Below are 16,730 nucleotides of genomic sequence, written 5' to 3'. Positions count from 1 at the left end.
GACATGCATCAAAACAAGGACCTAAAGCGCGTCGCATGAAGCCATTCAACGCGACGCGCTTTAGGCGCCGGCGATTGCCGGTCCCGTCGTCCTTGTTCGAACAGTAAGCCGGCTTGGCAATTCCTTTCCATCGACTATCATTCGGAAGCGTGCACCACTTTAAGTGGAGATCGAGTTCATCGATCCGCAACAAATCCGTTGTCCAATTGTCACGAGCGGCACATATTGCCTTTGCGAGAGTGCCTTTCGCCAATGACAAAACGGGAGATGAAACATGAAGTTCTTCGGCTTCGCGGCCGGTGTTGCCGCCACCTTGACCCTGCTTTCCACCACCTCCGCCTTCGCCGTCACGCAGATCAGCTGGTGGCACGCCATGACCGGCGCCAACGCCGAGGTCGCGACAAGATCTCCAAGGATTTCAACGCCAGTCAGAGCGACTATGAGCTGGTTCCGGTGTTCAAGGGCACCTATCCCGAGACGCTGAATGCCGGCATCGCCGCCTTCCTCGCCGGACAGGCGCCCGATATCCTCCAGGTGTTCGATGTCGGTACCGGCGTGATGATGGCGGCCGAGGGTGCGATCAAGCCGGTGGCCGAGGTGATGACCGGTGCCGGGGTGACCTTCGACAAGAGCCAGTATCTGCCCGGCATCGTCGGCTATTATTCGAAGCCGGACGGCACCATGCTGTCCTTCCCCTACAACTCCTCCTCGCCGATCCTCTACTACAGCAAGGACATCTTCCAGAAGGCGGGCCTCGACGTGAACAACCCGCCCAAGACCTGGAACGAGGTGTGGGAAGCTGCCAAGAAGATCAAGACGAGCGGCGCCGCCTCATGCGGCTACACCTCGACCTGGCTGACCTGGATCCATTTGGAGAATTTCGCGGCGTGGAATGATGTGTCCTGGGCCACCCAGCAGAACGGTCTGGCCGGCGGTGATGTCGAGCTCAAGATCAATGCGCCGATTTTCGTCAACCACTTCCAGGCGCTCGCAGACCTCGCCAAGGACGGCACCTTCAAATATGGCGGGCGCACCTCCGAAGCCAAGCAGATCTTCCTTGCCGGCGAATGCGGTATCTTCACCGAATCGTCGGGCGGCCTCGGCGACATCGTCAAGTCCGGCATGAACTATGGCATCGGTCAGCTTCCCTACGATAGCGACGCCAAGGGCGCACCGCAAAACACCACGCCGGGCGGTGCCAGCCTGTGGGTGTTCGGCAACAAGTCGGACGAGCAGTACAAGGGCGTCGCGGCCTTCTTCGCCTACCTCTCCAAGACCGATGTGCAGGAATATCTGCACCAGAAGTCGGGATACCTGCCAGTGACGCTCGCCGCCTACGAGGCGACCAAGAAATCAGGATTCTATGGCAAGAACCCCGGCCGCGAGACGCCCATCCTGCAGATGACGGGCAAGGCGCCGACCGACAACTCGAAGGGCGTGCGCCTGCCGAATCTGCCGCAGGTGCGCGATATCCAGAATGAGGAGTTGGAGAAGATGCTGGCCGGCCAGCAAACCGCTCAGCAGGCGCTTGACAACGCGGTCACGCGCGGCAACGCCGCGATCAAGGAAGCGCTAGAGAACTGACGAGATTATCTCGGTTGGTCGATTGGAATATCGCCCACGCGAGCTGGCGTGGGCGACCCCTGGATAGCGAGGGAAAATCAGCCTGTCTCCACGCATCGTCTTTCCCAACAAGATCCTGCCCTTCCTGCTGGTGGCGCCACAACTCGCCATAACACTGGTTTTCTTCTACTGGCCGGCCGGTCAGGCGCTTTACCAGTCGATGCTCAGACAGGACCCGTTCGGGCTGAGGACCAAGTTCGTCTGGTTCGCCAATTTCCGGAAAGTGCTGGCCGATCCGGCCTACCTCAACTCGATCAAGGTCACGGTGGTGTTTTCGCTTGCGACGGCGATCGTTGCCATGGGTGTGGCCCTCCTGCTTGCGGTCATGGCCGAGAAGGCAGTGCGCGGCAAAGGCCTCTACCGCACATTGTTGATATGGCCTTATGCCGTGGCGCCGGCGATTGCCGGCATGCTGTGGCTTTTTCTGTTCAATCCTTCGATCGGCTCGTTGGCCTATTTGCTGAGAAGCCACGGCATCGCCTGGGATCCGCTGCTCAACGGCACCCACGCCATGATCCTGCTGGTATCGGCGGCTGCCTGGAAGCAGATCAGCTACAATTTCCTGTTCTTCGTCGCCGGCCTGCAGGCGGTGCCGAAAACGCTGATCGAGGCGGCGGCCATGGATGGCGCCGGTGAGACCAAGCGCTTCTGGACCATCGTCTTCCCGCTGCTCGCGCCGACGACCTTTTTCCTGCTGGTCAACACGGTCTATGCCCTATTCGACACTTTCGGCATCGTTCATGCCGTCACCGGCGGCGGGCCGGGCAAGACGACCGAGACGCTGGTCTACAAGGTCTACAATGACGGCTTCGTCAATCTGATCCTGGGTGACTCGGCGGCGCAGTCGGTCATCCTGATGGCCATCGTCATCGCGCTCACCGCCATCCAGTTCCGCTACGTGGAACGCAAAGTCCATTACGGTTGAGGGCAGCGATGATCGGCCAATCCCCGCTCCGCTCCTTCATCGCCCATGCCGGGCTCATCCTCGGCATATTGATCGTGGTTTTTCCGATCTACTACACCTTCGTTGCCTCGACACACACGCTGCAAACCATCCTCAGGCCGCCACTGCCGCTCTTGCCCGGCCAGCTATGGAACAATTACAGCGAGGCGCTGTTCGGCGGCATTGGCCGCATCGGCGGCGTCAGCGTCGGCCAACTGCTCCTCAACACCACGATCATGGCGTTTGGCGTTGCGGTGGGAAAGATCTTCATCTCGATCCTGTCGGCCTATGCGATCGTGTTCTTCCGCTTTCCGCTGCGCATGACCTTCTTCTGGCTGATCTTCATCACCTTGATGCTTCCCGTGGAGGTGCGCATCCTGCCGACCTACAAGGTGATGGTCGATCTCGGCATGATCGACACCTATGCCGGCCTGATCATCCCGCTAATCGCCTCGGCCACCGCGACGCTGCTGTTCCGCCAGTTCTTCATGACCATACCGGGCGAATTGGTCGAGGCGGCGCGTGTCGACGGTGCCGGGCCATGGCGCTTCTTCTTCGATATTCTCTTGCCGTTGTCGCGCACCAACATCGCGGCGCTGTTCGTGATCCTCTTCATCTACGGCTGGACGCAGTATCTCTGGCCGCTGCTCGTCACCAACAGCAACGATATGAACACCATCGTCATCGCACTGAGAAAGATGGTTTCCTTCGCCGATGCCGATACCGAATGGCACCTGGTCATGGTCACGGCGATGCTGGCCATCGTGCCGCCGATCCTGGTGGTCGTGCTGATGCAACGCTGGTTCGTGCGCGGCCTGGTCGAATCCGAAAAGTGAGAAGCCGATGGCGACCGTCGATCTGAAGGACGTAAAGAAGGTCTATCCCAGCGGGGTCGAAGCCGTGAAGGGCGTCTCCATCGCCATTCCCGACAAGGAGCTTTGCGTGCTGGTCGGTCCATCCGGCTGCGGCAAATCCACCCTTCTCAGAATGATCGCCGGGTTGGAGACGATTTCTGCCGGTACGGTCGCCATCGACGGCAAGGTGGTCAACGCCATCGGCCCGACCGAGCGCGACATCGCCATGGTGTTCCAGAACTACGCGCTCTACCCGCATATGAAGGTCTACGACAACATGGCCTATGGCCTGCGCAATCGCGGCACGCCCAAGGACGAGATCGACAGCAGGGTGCGCTCGACCGCCAAGGTGCTGGAGCTCTCGGCGCTGCTCGACCGGCGCCCGCGCGAGCTTTCCGGCGGCCAGCGCCAGCGTGTTGCCATGGGCCGCGCCATCGTGCGCAATCCAAAAGTCTTCCTGTTCGACGAGCCGCTCAGCAATCTCGATGCCAAATTGCGCGGCCAGATGCGGGTCGAGATCAAGAATTTGCAGCGCAAGCTTGGCGTCACTTCGGTCTATGTCACCCACGACCAGCTCGAGGCGATGACGCTGGCCGACACCCTTGTTGTCATGAACGCCGGACTGGTCGAGCAAACGGGCGCGCCGCTCGACATCTACGAAAAGCCGGCTTCGATCTTCGTCGCTTCCTTCATCGGCGCGCCGCCGATGAACCTTCTGGCGCTGACCGGAAGTTCCTCAGGCCCGATGCTGGCCGACGGCACGGCGATCGGCTTCGCGGCCCCCGAAACACCAGCCGTGATACTGGGTTTTCGCCCGGAAGATGCCGACGTCACCTTCAATGCGGAGGCGCTGCCCGGTGCGCTCGTCCTGCCGGCGACAGTCGAGGCGGTCGAGCCGGTCGGTGCCGAAAGCTTTCTTCATTGTGCAGCAGCCGGCAGCCGTATCGTCGTGCGCGTCTCAGGGCGCGCCACCGCCAAGCCCGGTGACCAGTTGCGCGTCGTGGCCAGGACCGAAAAGCTGCACTGGTTCGAACAGGCCGGTAAGCGGGTCGATTGAAGCCAGCCTGTCGGCCTGACTGGCGAGCTGCGCGAGACGCAAGACCGTTCAGGCAAATACATGCGCCTTTCCCGACACCGTCAGCCGGACGATCTCGCCAACCACCGGTGTGTCCATGCCCGGCTTGCGCAGGATCAATGGCGTGTTGCCGATCGCGGCTGCGTCCGGCGGATCGGGACTGTTCAACAGCCGCACCGCGATGGTGCACATCGAGCCGGCGAATTCGGACTCCATGACCTCGCCGAACAGCATGTCCGGCGTGCCCGACATGCCTTCACGCGAGGTCCGTTTCAGCAGCACCTGTTCCGGCCGCAGCATGATGCGGACGATATCGCGCCGCTTGGTGCTGTCGACGGCGATGCGGCCGAGCGGCGAGCTGGCGAAACCGTCCGCGATCTTTGCCGGCAGGATGATGGCATCGCCGAGGAATTCGGCGACCATCCTGTCCTTCGGTTTGAGATAGAGTTCGCGCGGCGTGCCGACCTGCGAAAATATGCCGTCGCGCATCACCGCGACCTGGCTGGCAAAGGACAGCGCCTCGGCCTGGTCGTGCGTGACCAGGATCGTGGTGATGCCTGCGGTCTCCAGAAGTTCGGCCACAGCCTTGCGCATCGAGGCGCGCAGACCGGTGTCGAGCGCCGAGAACGGTTCGTCGAGAAGCATCAGCCGCGGCTTCATGGCCATGGCGCGGGCCAGCGCCACACGCTGCTGCTGGCCGCCGGAGAGCTCGTGCGGCCGGCGTTTCAGGATCGCTTTGTCGAGCCCGACGATATAGGCGAGCTCGACGATGCGCTCGGTGCGCTTGTCCTCGTGGCGTCCCATGCCGAAACCGATATTGGCGGCGATGCTCAGATGCGGGAACAGGGCGCCGTCCTGCGCCACCACGCCAATGCCGCGCCGATATGCGGGCACGGCGGCGCCGCCATTGGCCAGCACCTCGCCGTCGAGCACGATGCGGCCCTGGTCCGGCGCCTCGAAGCCGGCGATCAGGCGCAGCAAGGTCGTCTTGCCGCAGCCGGACGGCCCGACGATCGCGGTGCGGCTGCCGCTGGCCACGCTGAGGTCGACACCGGCCAGTGCGGCCACCGGGCCATAGTGCTTGTGCACATCGGTGAGTTCGAGGAAGCTCATCGTCCGGCCATCCGCTTCGACTGGACATAGAGCAGCCAGGTCAGGGGCAGCGACATCGCCACCATGATCAGGGCGTAAGGTGCGGCGGACGCATAGTCGATCTCGCCGCTGTGGGCCCAGAACGCCATCGCCAGCGTCCGGGTGCCGTTGGGCGCCAGCATCTGCGTGGCGGTCAATTCGTTCATGATGCCGAGCGCCACCAGCGCCATGCCTGCCGCGGCACCCGGCGCCGACAGGCGGATCGTCGTCGACCACAGCGCCTTGAGCGGTGACCGGCCGAGACTGGCGGCGGCGCGTTCGAGCTCGACCGGCGCCTGCGCGATCGACGCCCGCAGGCTGATCAGGGCGCGCGGCAGGAACATCAGCGCATAGGCAACGAGGATCGTGAACAGGGTCTGATAGAGCGGCAAGGCGATGCGCACAGTGATGGTGACCAGCGCCAGCGCCACGACGACGCCGGGCAGCGATCCGACGATGTAGTTGCAGCCCTCCAGGAGACGCTGCAGCGGTCCAGGCGCGCGGATCGAGATCCAGGCCATCGGCATGGCAGCGATGGTGGCGAGCAGGGCACCGGCGAGCGCCAGGAACAGGGTCTGGCCGAGCGCCAGGCCGATCTCATCGAGGCGCCAGACATCAGCACCGCCGGCCACGAGCCAGCGGCCGATGGTGACGAACGGCACGCCCAGCGCCAGCAGGGTGGTGACCACCGGCAGCAGGAGGCACGGGATCGTGGCGCGGCCGAGCCTTGTGCGTTGCTGCTGGCGCGCGGCGCCCGAGCCGACGCGGGCATAGCGCTCCTCGCCGCGCACGAGCACTTCGATCCCAAGCAGCACGAAACAGCATGTCACCAGCACCGCTGCCAGCATGTTGGCGGCGGGGCCGTTGAAGGTCGACTGGAACTGGTCCACGATCGCCGTGGTGAAGGTGTCGAAGCGGATGAACACGTAGAGGCCGTATTCCGCCAGGAGATGCAGGCCGACCAGCAGCGAGCCGCCGCAGATGGCGAGCCTGAGCTGCGGCAGCACCACCCGCCGGAACACGCGCCACGGCCCGAGCCCGACGGCTGCCGCGGCATCTTCGAGAGCAGGATCGAGCCGGCGCAAAGCTGCCGCCACCGGCAGATAGAGGAACGGGAAATAGGCGACGACGGAAACTAGCACGCCGGCCCACAGGCCGTGCAGTCCCGGCACCAGGGTTATCCAGGCGTAGCTGTGGACGAAGGCGGGGATGGCGAGCGGCGCCACCGACAGCCAGGCCCACAGGCGGGCACCGGGAAGACTGCTGCGTTCGGTCAGCCAGGCCAGCGCCACCGAGAGCACGATGCAGATCGGTGCGGCCAGCACCACCAAAAGCAGGGTGTTGACCAGCAGCTCGCCGACGCGCGGCCGGAACACCAGTGCCGATACGGTTTCCCACCCGGTCTGCACGGCAATCCAGATGATGAAGGCGAGCGGCAGCAGGGAGAAAAGTGAGACCAGGATGGCGGCGAGCGAAATCCAGGATATCGGCCGCCGGCGCGTCCATTGCCCAGCCGCCACGCCGGTCGGCAAGCCTGAACGTGCAAGGTCGGCTGCAGACTGCATCAGCTCAGACGCCGCGCCGCTGCCGCCCGGTGGCGGAAACGGTCGAAGGGCCGACAATGTGGCCAAAAACGCAGTCTGTCGTCATGGACGAATGCCATCTCGAAAAACAGAGCGCTCCTGCGGAAAGCGAATTCCCGCAGGAGCGCAGTCGGTTGCCCTTTTAGGACGAACGCTAACTAAAGCAAGCCGGCTGCCGTCATCAGATCGGTCACCTTCTTGGAGTTCAGCGTCGTCGCGTCGACCTTCGGCGCCTGCAGATCGGCCAGCGGCACCAGCGCCGGATTCGAATCCGCGCCCTTGCCGACGGCGTATTCGAAGGAATTGCCGGTCTTCAGCACGTCCTGACCACCCTTGCCGGTCACCCATTTCAGGAAGGCCTGGGCCTCCTTCGGGTGCTTGCTGGAGGCCAGCACGCCACCGCCGGAAACCGAGACGAACGCGCCCGGATCCTGGTTCTTGAAATAGTGGAGCCCGACGTTCTTGCTGTTCTCGCCGGTCTTGGCCTGGTCGCCGTAGTAGTAATAGTGATAGATCACGCCGCCTTCGATCTCGCCGGCATTGACCGCCTTCATCACCGTGCTGTTGCCTTTGTAGGCGGTGAAATTCTCCTTCATCGCCTTCAGCCAGTCGGCCGTCGCGGCCTCACCCTTGAGCTGCAAAAGGGCGCTGACGATCGCCTGGAAATCGGCGCCGGACGGCGAAGCGGCCCAGCGTCCCTTCCAGCTCGGATCGGCGAGTTCAAGCAGCGACTTGGGCAACTGCTCGGCGGTCAGCTTGGTCTTGTTGTAGGCAAAGACGGTGCTGCGCGCGGCGATGCCCACCCATTTGCCGCTGGCCGGCTGATACTCCTTGGGAATCTGCGCCTGCGTGTCGGCGTCGACCGGCGCGAACAGGCCTGATGACTCGACCAGCACCATGGCGGGCGAGTTTTCCGTCAGGAACACGTCAGCCGGCGAGGCGGCGCCTTCGGCGACGATCTGGTTGGAGAAATCGCTGTCGCCGCCGTGGCGAACGGTGACCTTGATGCCGGTTTCCTTGGTGAAACCTTCAACCCAGGCATTGGTCAGGCTTTCGTGCTGGGCATTGTAGACGACGATGCCGCCGTCCTGGGCCATCGCCGGGCCGGCGATCAGGCTGATTGCAAGTGCCGTGGCACCGGCAAGGGCGGAAAGAGCATATTTCATGGACGTCATCCCTCTCGATCTCGATGGTCTTGATTTAGCAAGGCTGCACCTATCAATTCCTGACCGGTGTAGTCAACATTGATGAGCTGCGTAATCGGGCGCCGGAGGTGAAACCTTCGTGATATTCCCATATTTTGGCTTGGACATTATTTCGCCGGCCACGTAACAAATCAGCGCCGAGGCGCGAATATCGGGAGTGAACTCTTGTGACCGGCAAGGACGAAGCCGAGCTTTCCCGGCTGATGCGGGCCGCGATCGCGGGAGATGAAAAGGCTTACGCCGACTTTCTGCGCCGGACGGCTGCTCTCGTTCGAGGCTTTATCAGGCGCAAGATCGTTCAGGGCGGTGTCGATCCCGAGGATGTCGTGCAGGAAACCTTGCTGGCCATTCATGTGAAACGGCATACCTGGCGCCAGGATTTGGCTGTGCTGCCCTGGGTCTACGCCATAGCGCGTTTCAAGCTGATCGACGCCTTTCGGCGGCGCGGGCGGCGCATCGAGATCGAGATCGACGAGATCGCCGAGACCTTCGCCGAACCGGAGGCCGAGACGGTCAGCGAGCGCGACATCAATCGTGCCCTGGACGGCCTGCCGCCGGCGCAGCGTTCCGTGGTTTCGTCGGTGTCGGTCGAAGGCCGTTCCATTGGCGAGACGGCGGTGAAGTTCGGCATCAGCGAGACGGCGGTGCGCGTGTCGCTGCATCGTGGGCTCGCAGCTATTGCTAAACGGTTCGGGGCCAAACAATTCGGGCGGGAATGACATGAGGACCGACGATCTCATCAAGGCGCTCGACGCCGATGCCCGCAGCACGGCGATGCCGCTTGGCTCGGCCTGGTGGATAGGCGCCGGTGCGGCTACGCTGATCGCGGCGGTGGTTTTCTGGCTGGCGATCGGCCCACGCACCGACATCGCCACCGCCATGCATACGATGCGCTTCCTCGCCAAGTTTGTCTTCACGATGGCTCTGGCCGTCAGCGCCTTCGCCTTGATCCGCGCGCTGTCGACTCCCGGTGCATCGACGAACAGGAGGGCGGCCTGGATGATTGTCGCACCGCTGCTGGTGGCCGTGGCGGTGGTGCTGGAGCTCCTTTCCGTGCCTGCAGCCGACTGGGGCCGGCGGCTGGTCGGCAGCAATCTGGTCATCTGCCTGACATTTATTCCGCTGATCGGCATCGGTCCGCTCGCCGTTTTCCTAGCGGTGTTGCGCTATGGCGCGCCGACGCGGCCGGTGCTTGCCGGAACGGTGGCGGGCCTGCTCGCCGGTGGGCTGGCGGCAACTTTCTATGCCGCACACTGCTTCGACGACTCGCCGCTTTTCGTCGCCACCTGGTACACGATCGCAATTGCCATACTCGCCGGGCTCGGCGCGCTCGGCGGGCGGCTTTTCGTGCGCTGGTAGCGACAAGCGACAGCCCGCGAGCGGAGACCGTGATGCTCTAAGGTCAAAACTCATTCATTCTGAACGACCTAGTTCGACCCCAAGCGGAAGTTTCGCTCGCCCGTGCCGAATTCACGCCCTTGACCCGAAGGCACCTTCGTAGTGTCGGGCCAGAAGGTCTGAAAAGGGATCAACTCGCCTCTAATCTGAAAACGTTTGTCGCCTCGTGCCGACCGCGCAATATATGCTCGCCGATGGGTTGCGCCGAGCATTCGGGTCCCGCAGATCGCAGCACGGCGTCGCTGACCAGAATGACCGCTTCGTCTTCGTCGGTCATGCATTTTTTGGCGACATCCTCGATGCGTTGCGCGGTGTTCACGATGTCTCCGACCAGCGTATAGTTGATGCGCCCTGGAGCCCCGATATTTCCCACCATCGCCGGGCCGGCATGGATACCTATCCGGATTCTCGCGGGCGGCAGCCCAAGCCCTCGTCGACGCCGATTGTCGCCAACGATCGCAGAGGCGATCGCGCGCGCTGCACGACAGGCACGGGCTGAATGATCCAGCTGCAATTCAGGCGCTCCCCAAAATGCCATCAGCGAGTCGCCGATGTACTTGTCTATGGTGCCGCCTTCCGCCTCCACGCAGGCGGCGAGCAGCCTGAAATGGTCATTGAGGAACGTCGCCGCATCAGACGCCGATAGCCGCTCGGCGAGGCTCGTGAAGTCGACAATGTCGGTAAACAGCACCGTGACTTCTCGCTCTACAAGCGCTGTCGCCTGTTCGCCCTGTGCCATCAGCTGCTTGACCAAGCGTCGGGGCACATAGGTCTCGAACCAGTGCAAGGTCGCGATGAGCGCGTTGTAGGCTCGGATCGCCTCGTCCAGTTCGCGAAGATGACTGCCAGCGAGCGGGCGGGCAGAAGTGAGATCGAGCGTACGAATTGCGGACGTTGCGCGTGCCAGGCGCAACATTGGCTTTCCAATCGCATAGCCGACCAGCCAGGCGCCAGCGACCGCGGCAAGGACAGCCCCGAGCCCAAGCCAGGCCGCGTGCTCAAGTCTGCGGACTTCGCCGCCAATCTCGTCGAGCGGCAGGTAGCGGCCGACCACCCAGGGCTGGTCGCTGTATCCTGTGATGTCGCGGTAAATGAAGACATAGGGAGTGTGATCGACAGTGACGACATGGCTTTGCGAAGGACCTACGAAGGCGGCCGTGCCCGTCTCAGGATCCGGACTCCAGATCGACGCCAGTACCGGATCTCCGATCTCGGTCACTTCCGGAAGGAGTTTATCGCGCTTGAACAGCTGAGGATTGTGCGCAAGTGCTGCATGAGCGAGGACGTGGTTGCGGCCGAGAAGAATGAACGCGCCGACGTCTGACCCGGCGGGCGATTCGGCGAGAAAACGTGACAGCTCCGAAACCGTAACCGCGGTTAATAAAATCCCGAGAAAGGAACCCTCATGCCACAGTGGGGTACGAACGTTGACGAGAGGCTGGTTCAGCCGTTCACTCCACAGAAGTTCTCCCCAGACAGGGTGACCTGCGCTTCGCGCCATCTCGAATGCTTCGTCCAGGCCGGGCACAGTTCGCATGTCGATCTTTCGCAGAACGACATTGTCGCCATGGCGTTCGACGCGCAGTTGCTTCAAATCGGTGCGAATGACGGCGAGCGCAGCGATCTGTGGAATACCTGCCAGTGCCGCCCGGAGTTGGCTCAGTGAGGCAGCTTCATCTTGCGGGTCGAGGTCGCCGTCGCGGAAAAGCTTGGCCAGGAATTCGGACTGGTCGCGGGCTGGATCGAGGTGCAATCGAGTCCGTTCCACAATCGTGTCGATAATTCGCTCACTGCGGTCGCGGACGAGTGTGATGGTGTTCTGGCGGCCACTTTCCAATGCCAGGATCAGCGCCGCTGCGGTCACGGCGATGATGATCCCAAACGTAAGAGCCAGCGCAGCGCGTATCGAGACGCGGCGCGAATGCCACGACGATGCTTCCTCACCGCTATTGGACCGAGCCTTTTCGGCGCCTGCCGATCTCGCCCCGCGAAACAACTTCCCGGCCAGAACCCTTCGCAATTTCGGACCAACAATGGACATCCGACGATCAGCGAGCTGCGAGCAAGAGAAAGGGCGGACTGTAGTCCGGGATACAACCTCCCGTAAGGTCGCTCGCTTGATGGATTGAAGCCTCAGCTTCAGTTTTCAATAGTGAAGGTGCAGCACGATCGGTACCTGCTCTTCCTTCGGGACGACCACGAACAGATTGTCGTATGCACTTCGTTCGATCTTGACTTCCTCAGGATATCGGAGTGCCTTGAGAATCTCTGGAATGGTGCTCCAATGCCCAACGACAAGCACTCTGTCTCTGCCGTTCTCTGAGCGAAGTAGACGGACCAAGCCGTCGCTGTCCTCATACGAATGAACACGAATCTCGAGTCCACGGGCTTTCGCGAGAGGTTCGGCCGTCTCGACTGTGCGTGTGGCTTGCGTGGCATAGATGGCGGTGACGCCGGCGTCTTTTAATCGCTCAGCCAACATCTTGGCCCGTTGTTGTCCGGACTCCGACAGCGGGGTTTCGTCGAGAATCTCATCCAGGTTCAATGTCGATGGCGGATCACTGTGCCGAACGATATAAATCACCTCCTGCGCACCGACTGGATGGGGCAATACGAGGAAGCCAGCAGCTAAACCGACCAGAAAACGGATGGCCCTAGCTCCCATGACCGTTGCTCCCTGCGTCCGGCTCTCCCAGACGACCCCCAATGGTAACGTGCATGGCACGTTGCAGATAGCCAGTGGCGATCGGAGTGTTCGGCAGCCGCCCAGCAGGCGACAGCAATGGGACCCAAAACAGCCGTAAGCAGACGGGTATGCTAAACGTCCGTTCATGGCGCGACCGCGTCCATTGACCAAGCTGCTGCCTGCGTCTGACAATCCTATAACCCTCGAGCGAACGTGCGCGAGGCTCTATGTTCGTTCTAGGATTGTCTGCTCGCGTCGAGCGCTGTGGCTGCGGAGGGCGGCATGCGAGAAGAACCATGTCCAGCTGGAATAGAGGCCACCTTGTTGGTCAGAAGCCACCCCTCAAAGCCGCGCGAAGTCTGGAGCATCCGAACACGACTGCAGGTGTCAGGCGCAAGAACGGGATCTGGCACTATTCAATCTCGCCATCGACAGCAAGCTTCGAGGTTGCGACCTGGTCACCGTGACGGTCGGCGATGTCGCGCGCTCCGGTGCTGTCCGCGATCGCGCGGTGATCGTTCATTGGAAGACGGGGCGCCCGGTGCAGTTCGAGATCACGGAGCAGACCCGCGTCGCCGTCAACGCTTGGATAGCCCGTCGCGGCCTTAAAGGGACTTGCGCATGGGCGTTTGTCGCTACGCTATCGGCCTGCGTTGTGCTATACTTTTTTTTTGGCTTCTTTCGACGGGATGGAGATGTTCGCCCTGTCAACCTTGACGCGGAGAAGCATTGGCGTTGCTCTTGTCGGTTGCGCGTTCCTCGTGCCGGCTGCCATGGGAGCGGGAGATACTGAAGATGTCGCGATGGGAATCCGCCTTGCGGAATTGCTTCGCGCGGGGCGAAGCGTTGTCTCCAACTATCAGACACTAATCAACGATCCCGCACTTGGCGACAAGCACCTCGACAGCGAGCGGTTTGCGAGCGAGGCCATCGCCGTTTACTCAAAAAACACCGGCCAGGACCCGTTTTCCGGCGAATTGACCAATCGCGACCGGCGTCTGCTTGAGGCCCAGATTGGGGCTATGCGGGAGGTGGTGGACGAGCGCCAAGATGACATCAACCGCGCTGGGATCGGGTTCAAGGGCTTCGTGCCGGCCGTTTTCGCGCGTCTGTTGAATGAGAAATTCGCCGCCAAGGTTGGCAACGAAGCTCTGGTGCGCGTGACTGCGCCCGAGCAACTCGTGCGCAACCGCAAATCTCTTCCGGACGCTTGGGAAGCCAGCATCATCGTAAGCGTCTTTTCAGATCCGAAGAGAGCAAAAGGCGAAGCCTACACGGATGTGACCGAGGTGGAGGGACGCCCGGCATTTCGAATGCTCCTGCCCGAATACTATACGGAGTCGTGCCTTTCCTGCCACGGCGAGCCGAAGGGCGAGATCGACATAACTGGATATCCCAAGGAGGGCGGAAAAGCCGGCGATCTGGGGGGCGCAATCAGCATCGTCTTGTTCAAATGAGCGTCCTGGAACAGACACCCCACGAGGTGGAAGCCATACCGGCGCCGTCGAAATCCCTGGGACGTCGCCTTGCCAGTCTGCCGATCGCGGCCCGCGTAGCTGCACTGACAGCGGCCGGCCTCATTAGTCTCATCGTATCTTCCATCCTTCTCACGCAGGCGCTTTATCGCAGTGCCGACCGCACCGCAGACACTAAGGCATTGTTCGATCTCGCGGCGACTGCGGCTGCGGCGCACGTGACCTTTGGCGAATTGCGATACTGGCTCACCGATTTGTCGGTCAGCTTGCTAATGAACTCCCAGCGGAATGCCGAGCAGGCGCGTGAGCGACTGCTGGACCAACTGGACGGCCTTTCGAAATCATCCCCCGATGCAGTGAGGGAAATCCGTGTCGAGATCGATGACTACGTCAAACGGGCACTAGAGGCGGCGGACAGCTATACTCAGGATAACCGCATCATTGGAAACGCTCTCCTGGCCGAGGCGCGAACCCACAGCACGAATGTCGATGCCGCCCTTAACAAACTTGTCGAGCAAGTGAGCGCCGAGGCAGAAGCTGCTCGCAACGAGGCTGTAAGGCTAGCCCAGAAAACCGCGACTACCGCTGCCATTCTGGTGGTCATCGTGCTATTGATTGGGTCGCTTCTTACAATCCTTGTTCTTCGCTCGATCGTTGGCCCGTTACGGCGGCTGAACCGGGTCATCGGCGAACTGACGCAAGGACGCTACGATATTGAAATACCGATTGAGGGAGGCGACGAACTCGGCGCAATGTCGCGGACGCTTCGACTTTTTCGCGCGGGCGCGATTGAAAAGAAACGACTGGAAGACGAGGCGGAGCAGCAAAGACGGACGATCGCAGCGGCGCTTGAGGCAATTTCTGACGGATTTGTCCTATTCGATCCGCAGGACAGGGTCATCCTGGCCAACAGCAAATTTTGCGAATTCTTCCCTGACCATGCGCGAGCTTCTCTTCCTGGGCAAAGCTTCCAAGAAATCTTGGAGCAACGCCTGGCGGGCGGGCAAGTCGACCTTGCGGGCGCGTCGCCGGAGGAGTGGATTGCCCAGCGGTTACACATCCACAAGGACCCGGCGGGCTTCGTCGGTGAGGATCGCTTCGGCGACAGATGGGTTCGCGTAAGCAGGCGAAAAACGCCTGACGGCGGCGCGGTCGCCGTTTACACCGACATCACGGAACTGAAACAGAGACAAGACGAACTCGAGCGCGCCAAGAGCCGTGCTGAATCGACGAATGAAGCCAAGAGCCGCTTCGTCGCATCCGTCAGCCACGAACTGCGTACGCCGCTGAACGCGATTATTGGCTATAGCGAGATGCTGATCGAAGATGCGAGCGACCAGCACATGGTGGAATTCGTTCCGGAACTGGAGAAGATCGCCGCGGCTGGTCGCCATCTCCTGGCGCTCATCAACGACATCCTCGACTTGTCGAAGATCGAGGCGAACAAGATGGAAATTTTCTTGGAACCGTTCGACGTCGCCGATTTGATGCGCGACGTCCAGGCCACAGTCGCGCCTCTGATGGCGAAAAACCGAAACGGTTTCGTACTGGACCTCGAGGACGACCTCGGGAAAATGCATTCGGACCAGACGAAGTTGCGTCAGAACCTGTTTAACCTGCTCAGCAACGCCGCCAAGTTTACCGAAGGGGGTCGAGTAACACTCGCGGTGCGTCGCGACAGGCGACCAAACGGCGATTGGCTGATATTCAAAGTGTCCGACACCGGGATCGGGATGACGTCGGAGCAGCAGGAACGGCTCTTCGACGCTTTTACGCAGGCGGACGCATCCACCACTCGCAACTATGGCGGAACGGGGCTTGGCCTCAGCATAACCCGGAGTTTTAGCCGAATGATCGGAGGCGTTGTAAAGGTCGAGAGCGAACTCGGAAAAGGCTCGACCTTCACAATGGAGATTCCAGCCGAGTTCAAAAAAGAATCTAGCGAGCAACACCCCTCCGAAGCTGTGCCGTTGCCGCCACGAGACAAGGCGGTTCTGATCATAGATGATGAACCAGCCGCCCGAACCGTCATCGCCAGCGCCTTGGCGGAGGCGGGACTGGCATCGTTCGAAGCAGCAAGCGGCGAGGAAGGAATAGCCGCTGCTCGAGCGCATCGCCCCGCGGCGATCATTCTCGACATCATCATGCCGCATCAGGACGGCTGGTCAGTGCTGCGATCTCTGAAGAACGATAGGGAGCTTTGCGAGATTCCTGTGATCCTTGCGACGATACTTGCAGATCGCGAACTCGGCCTCTCACTCGGGGCGGTTGAATACCTGACGAAGCCGATCGACACCGAGAAGCTCATTCAAACAATTGAGGCTTGCGGCGGTGGCAACCGCGATGTGCTTGTAATTGATGACGACCAAGCCTCCCGCGATTTCCTTCGGCGTATCCTGATCAAGAAGGATTGGCGGGTTCACGAGGCAAGCGACGGCGTGCGCGGCCTTGGCCTGATGAAACGGTTGTTGCCGCGCCTGGTGGTGCTTGATCTGCTGATGCCCGAAATGGACGGGTTTCAGACATTGAGTGAGATGCAGCAGACGCCCGAACTGCAGAACATTCCGGTGGTCGTAGTTACCTCGAAAGATCTGTCGATGAACGAGCTCGAATGGCTCCGCGATAGGGCGGTTGCCGTTGTGACCAAGGGCGCGAACAGCAGGTCTCAATTGGTCAAGGCGCTCGAACGCCAGATTTCCGCGGCCGAGTAGGTTGGCCCGGCATCTCAGTTCGTTGACCCATCGTTAGAAGAGGCCG

The 16,730-nt window shown here is 61.5% G+C and carries 12 protein-coding genes and 2 pseudogenes; 9 read left to right on the top strand and 5 right to left on the bottom strand.

Annotation, left to right across the window (positions count from 1 at the left end):
* Positions 1 to 274: 274 nt before the first annotated feature.
* From ugpB to AC0L3N_RS07890, 4 genes and pseudogenes are all read left to right on the top strand, one after another.
* Positions 275 to 1,584 (top strand): annotated as a pseudogene (gene ugpB, locus AC0L3N_RS07905) (sn-glycerol-3-phosphate ABC transporter substrate-binding protein UgpB).
* 82 nt (positions 1,585 to 1,666) lie between these two features.
* Positions 1,667 to 2,548, top strand: coding sequence for a sn-glycerol-3-phosphate ABC transporter permease UgpA (ugpA, locus tag AC0L3N_RS07900; RefSeq protein WP_473547265.1), 882 nt, complete (start codon positions 1,667 to 1,669; stop codon positions 2,546 to 2,548).
* 8 nt (positions 2,549 to 2,556) lie between these two features.
* Complete coding sequence (gene ugpE, locus AC0L3N_RS07895; protein WP_473546859.1) at positions 2,557 to 3,402, top strand: sn-glycerol-3-phosphate ABC transporter permease UgpE; 846 nt, start codon at positions 2,557 to 2,559, stop codon at positions 3,400 to 3,402.
* A gap of 7 nt (positions 3,403 to 3,409) precedes the next feature.
* Positions 3,410 to 4,477 carry a sn-glycerol-3-phosphate import ATP-binding protein UgpC gene (locus tag AC0L3N_RS07890; protein ID WP_473546857.1) on the top strand — a complete coding sequence of 356 codons (1,068 nt, stop codon included), beginning with the start codon at positions 3,410 to 3,412 and terminating at the stop codon, positions 4,475 to 4,477.
* A gap of 48 nt (positions 4,478 to 4,525) precedes the next feature.
* Here the strand turns inward: AC0L3N_RS07890 and AC0L3N_RS07885 are convergent, their stop codons facing one another.
* From AC0L3N_RS07885 to AC0L3N_RS07875, 3 genes are all read right to left on the bottom strand, one after another.
* Positions 4,526 to 5,608, bottom strand: coding sequence for an ABC transporter ATP-binding protein (locus tag AC0L3N_RS07885; protein WP_473546855.1), 1,083 nt, complete (start codon positions 5,606 to 5,608; stop codon positions 4,526 to 4,528).
* Positions 5,605 to 7,191, bottom strand: a complete 1,587-nt coding sequence (locus AC0L3N_RS07880; RefSeq protein WP_473546853.1) for an ABC transporter permease — start codon at positions 7,189 to 7,191, stop codon at positions 5,605 to 5,607. Before AC0L3N_RS07880 ends, AC0L3N_RS07885 begins: the two co-directional genes overlap by 4 nt.
* A gap of 176 nt (positions 7,192 to 7,367) precedes the next feature.
* Entirely contained in the window at positions 7,368 to 8,375 is a 1,008-nt protein-coding gene (locus AC0L3N_RS07875) for an iron ABC transporter substrate-binding protein (protein ID WP_473546851.1), read from the bottom strand.
* A 206-nt stretch (positions 8,376 to 8,581) separates the two neighbouring features.
* Here AC0L3N_RS07875 and AC0L3N_RS07870 point away from each other — a divergent pair, with 206 nt between their 5' ends.
* Both AC0L3N_RS07870 and AC0L3N_RS07865 read left to right on the top strand, forming a co-directional pair.
* Positions 8,582 to 9,133: a sigma-70 family RNA polymerase sigma factor gene (locus tag AC0L3N_RS07870; RefSeq protein WP_473546849.1), complete on the top strand. Its 552-nt coding sequence runs from the start codon at positions 8,582 to 8,584 to the stop codon at positions 9,131 to 9,133.
* Between the two features lies 1 nt (position 9,134).
* The gene (locus tag AC0L3N_RS07865; RefSeq protein ID WP_473546839.1) at positions 9,135 to 9,773 is read left to right on the top strand and encodes an NrsF family protein; all 639 of its coding nucleotides are present in this window, start codon (positions 9,135 to 9,137) and stop codon (positions 9,771 to 9,773) included.
* Between the two features lie 169 nt (positions 9,774 to 9,942).
* Here the strand turns inward: AC0L3N_RS07865 and AC0L3N_RS07860 are convergent, their stop codons facing one another.
* Entirely contained in the window at positions 9,943 to 11,676 is a 1,734-nt protein-coding gene (locus AC0L3N_RS07860) for an adenylate/guanylate cyclase domain-containing protein (RefSeq protein ID WP_473546847.1), read from the bottom strand.
* 282 nt (positions 11,677 to 11,958) lie between these two features.
* Positions 11,959 to 12,477, bottom strand: a complete 519-nt coding sequence (locus AC0L3N_RS07855) for a SixA phosphatase family protein (protein ID WP_473546845.1) — start codon at positions 12,475 to 12,477, stop codon at positions 11,959 to 11,961.
* Between the two features lie 317 nt (positions 12,478 to 12,794).
* Between AC0L3N_RS07855 and AC0L3N_RS07850 the strand changes: the two are divergent.
* The 3 genes and pseudogenes from AC0L3N_RS07850 to AC0L3N_RS07840 form a co-directional block, all read left to right on the top strand.
* Positions 12,795 to 13,105, top strand: a pseudogene (locus tag AC0L3N_RS07850) (site-specific integrase); the annotation flags it as partial.
* A gap of 88 nt (positions 13,106 to 13,193) precedes the next feature.
* Positions 13,194 to 13,955 (top strand): Tll0287-like domain-containing protein, encoded by a 762-nt coding sequence (locus AC0L3N_RS07845; RefSeq protein WP_123151802.1) that lies wholly within the window; start codon positions 13,194 to 13,196, stop codon positions 13,953 to 13,955.
* Positions 13,952 to 16,684, top strand: a complete 2,733-nt coding sequence (locus AC0L3N_RS07840; protein WP_473546843.1) for a response regulator — start codon at positions 13,952 to 13,954, stop codon at positions 16,682 to 16,684. The genes AC0L3N_RS07845 and AC0L3N_RS07840 overlap by 4 nt, the downstream gene beginning before the upstream one ends.
* Positions 16,685 to 16,730 lie beyond the last annotated feature (46 nt).

This window comes from Mesorhizobium sp. WSM4807 (assembly GCF_055811615.1).
Note: the sequence above shows the minus strand (reverse complement) of the source record. Positions and strands in the feature narration are given on the sequence as shown.

Excerpts from the sequence above, each read along its gene's own strand:
- AC0L3N_RS07885 (WP_473546855.1), bottom strand. The coding sequence starts at position 5,608 with ATGAGCTTCCTCGAACTCACCGATGTGCACAAGCACTATGGCCCGGTG.
- AC0L3N_RS07865 (WP_473546839.1), top strand. The coding sequence starts at position 9,135 with ATGAGGACCGACGATCTCATCAAGGCGCTCGACGCCGATGCCCGCAGC.
- ugpE (WP_473546859.1), top strand. The coding sequence starts at position 2,557 with ATGATCGGCCAATCCCCGCTCCGCTCCTTCATCGCCCATGCCGGGCTC.
- AC0L3N_RS07840 (WP_473546843.1), top strand. The coding sequence starts at position 13,952 with ATGAGCGTCCTGGAACAGACACCCCACGAGGTGGAAGCCATACCGGCG.
- AC0L3N_RS07890 (WP_473546857.1), top strand. The coding sequence starts at position 3,410 with ATGGCGACCGTCGATCTGAAGGACGTAAAGAAGGTCTATCCCAGCGGG.
- AC0L3N_RS07845 (WP_123151802.1), top strand. The coding sequence starts at position 13,194 with ATGTTCGCCCTGTCAACCTTGACGCGGAGAAGCATTGGCGTTGCTCTT.
- AC0L3N_RS07880 (WP_473546853.1), bottom strand. The coding sequence starts at position 7,191 with ATGCAGTCTGCAGCCGACCTTGCACGTTCAGGCTTGCCGACCGGCGTG.
- AC0L3N_RS07855 (WP_473546845.1), bottom strand. The coding sequence starts at position 12,477 with ATGGGAGCTAGGGCCATCCGTTTTCTGGTCGGTTTAGCTGCTGGCTTC.
- AC0L3N_RS07875 (WP_473546851.1), bottom strand. The coding sequence starts at position 8,375 with ATGAAATATGCTCTTTCCGCCCTTGCCGGTGCCACGGCACTTGCAATC.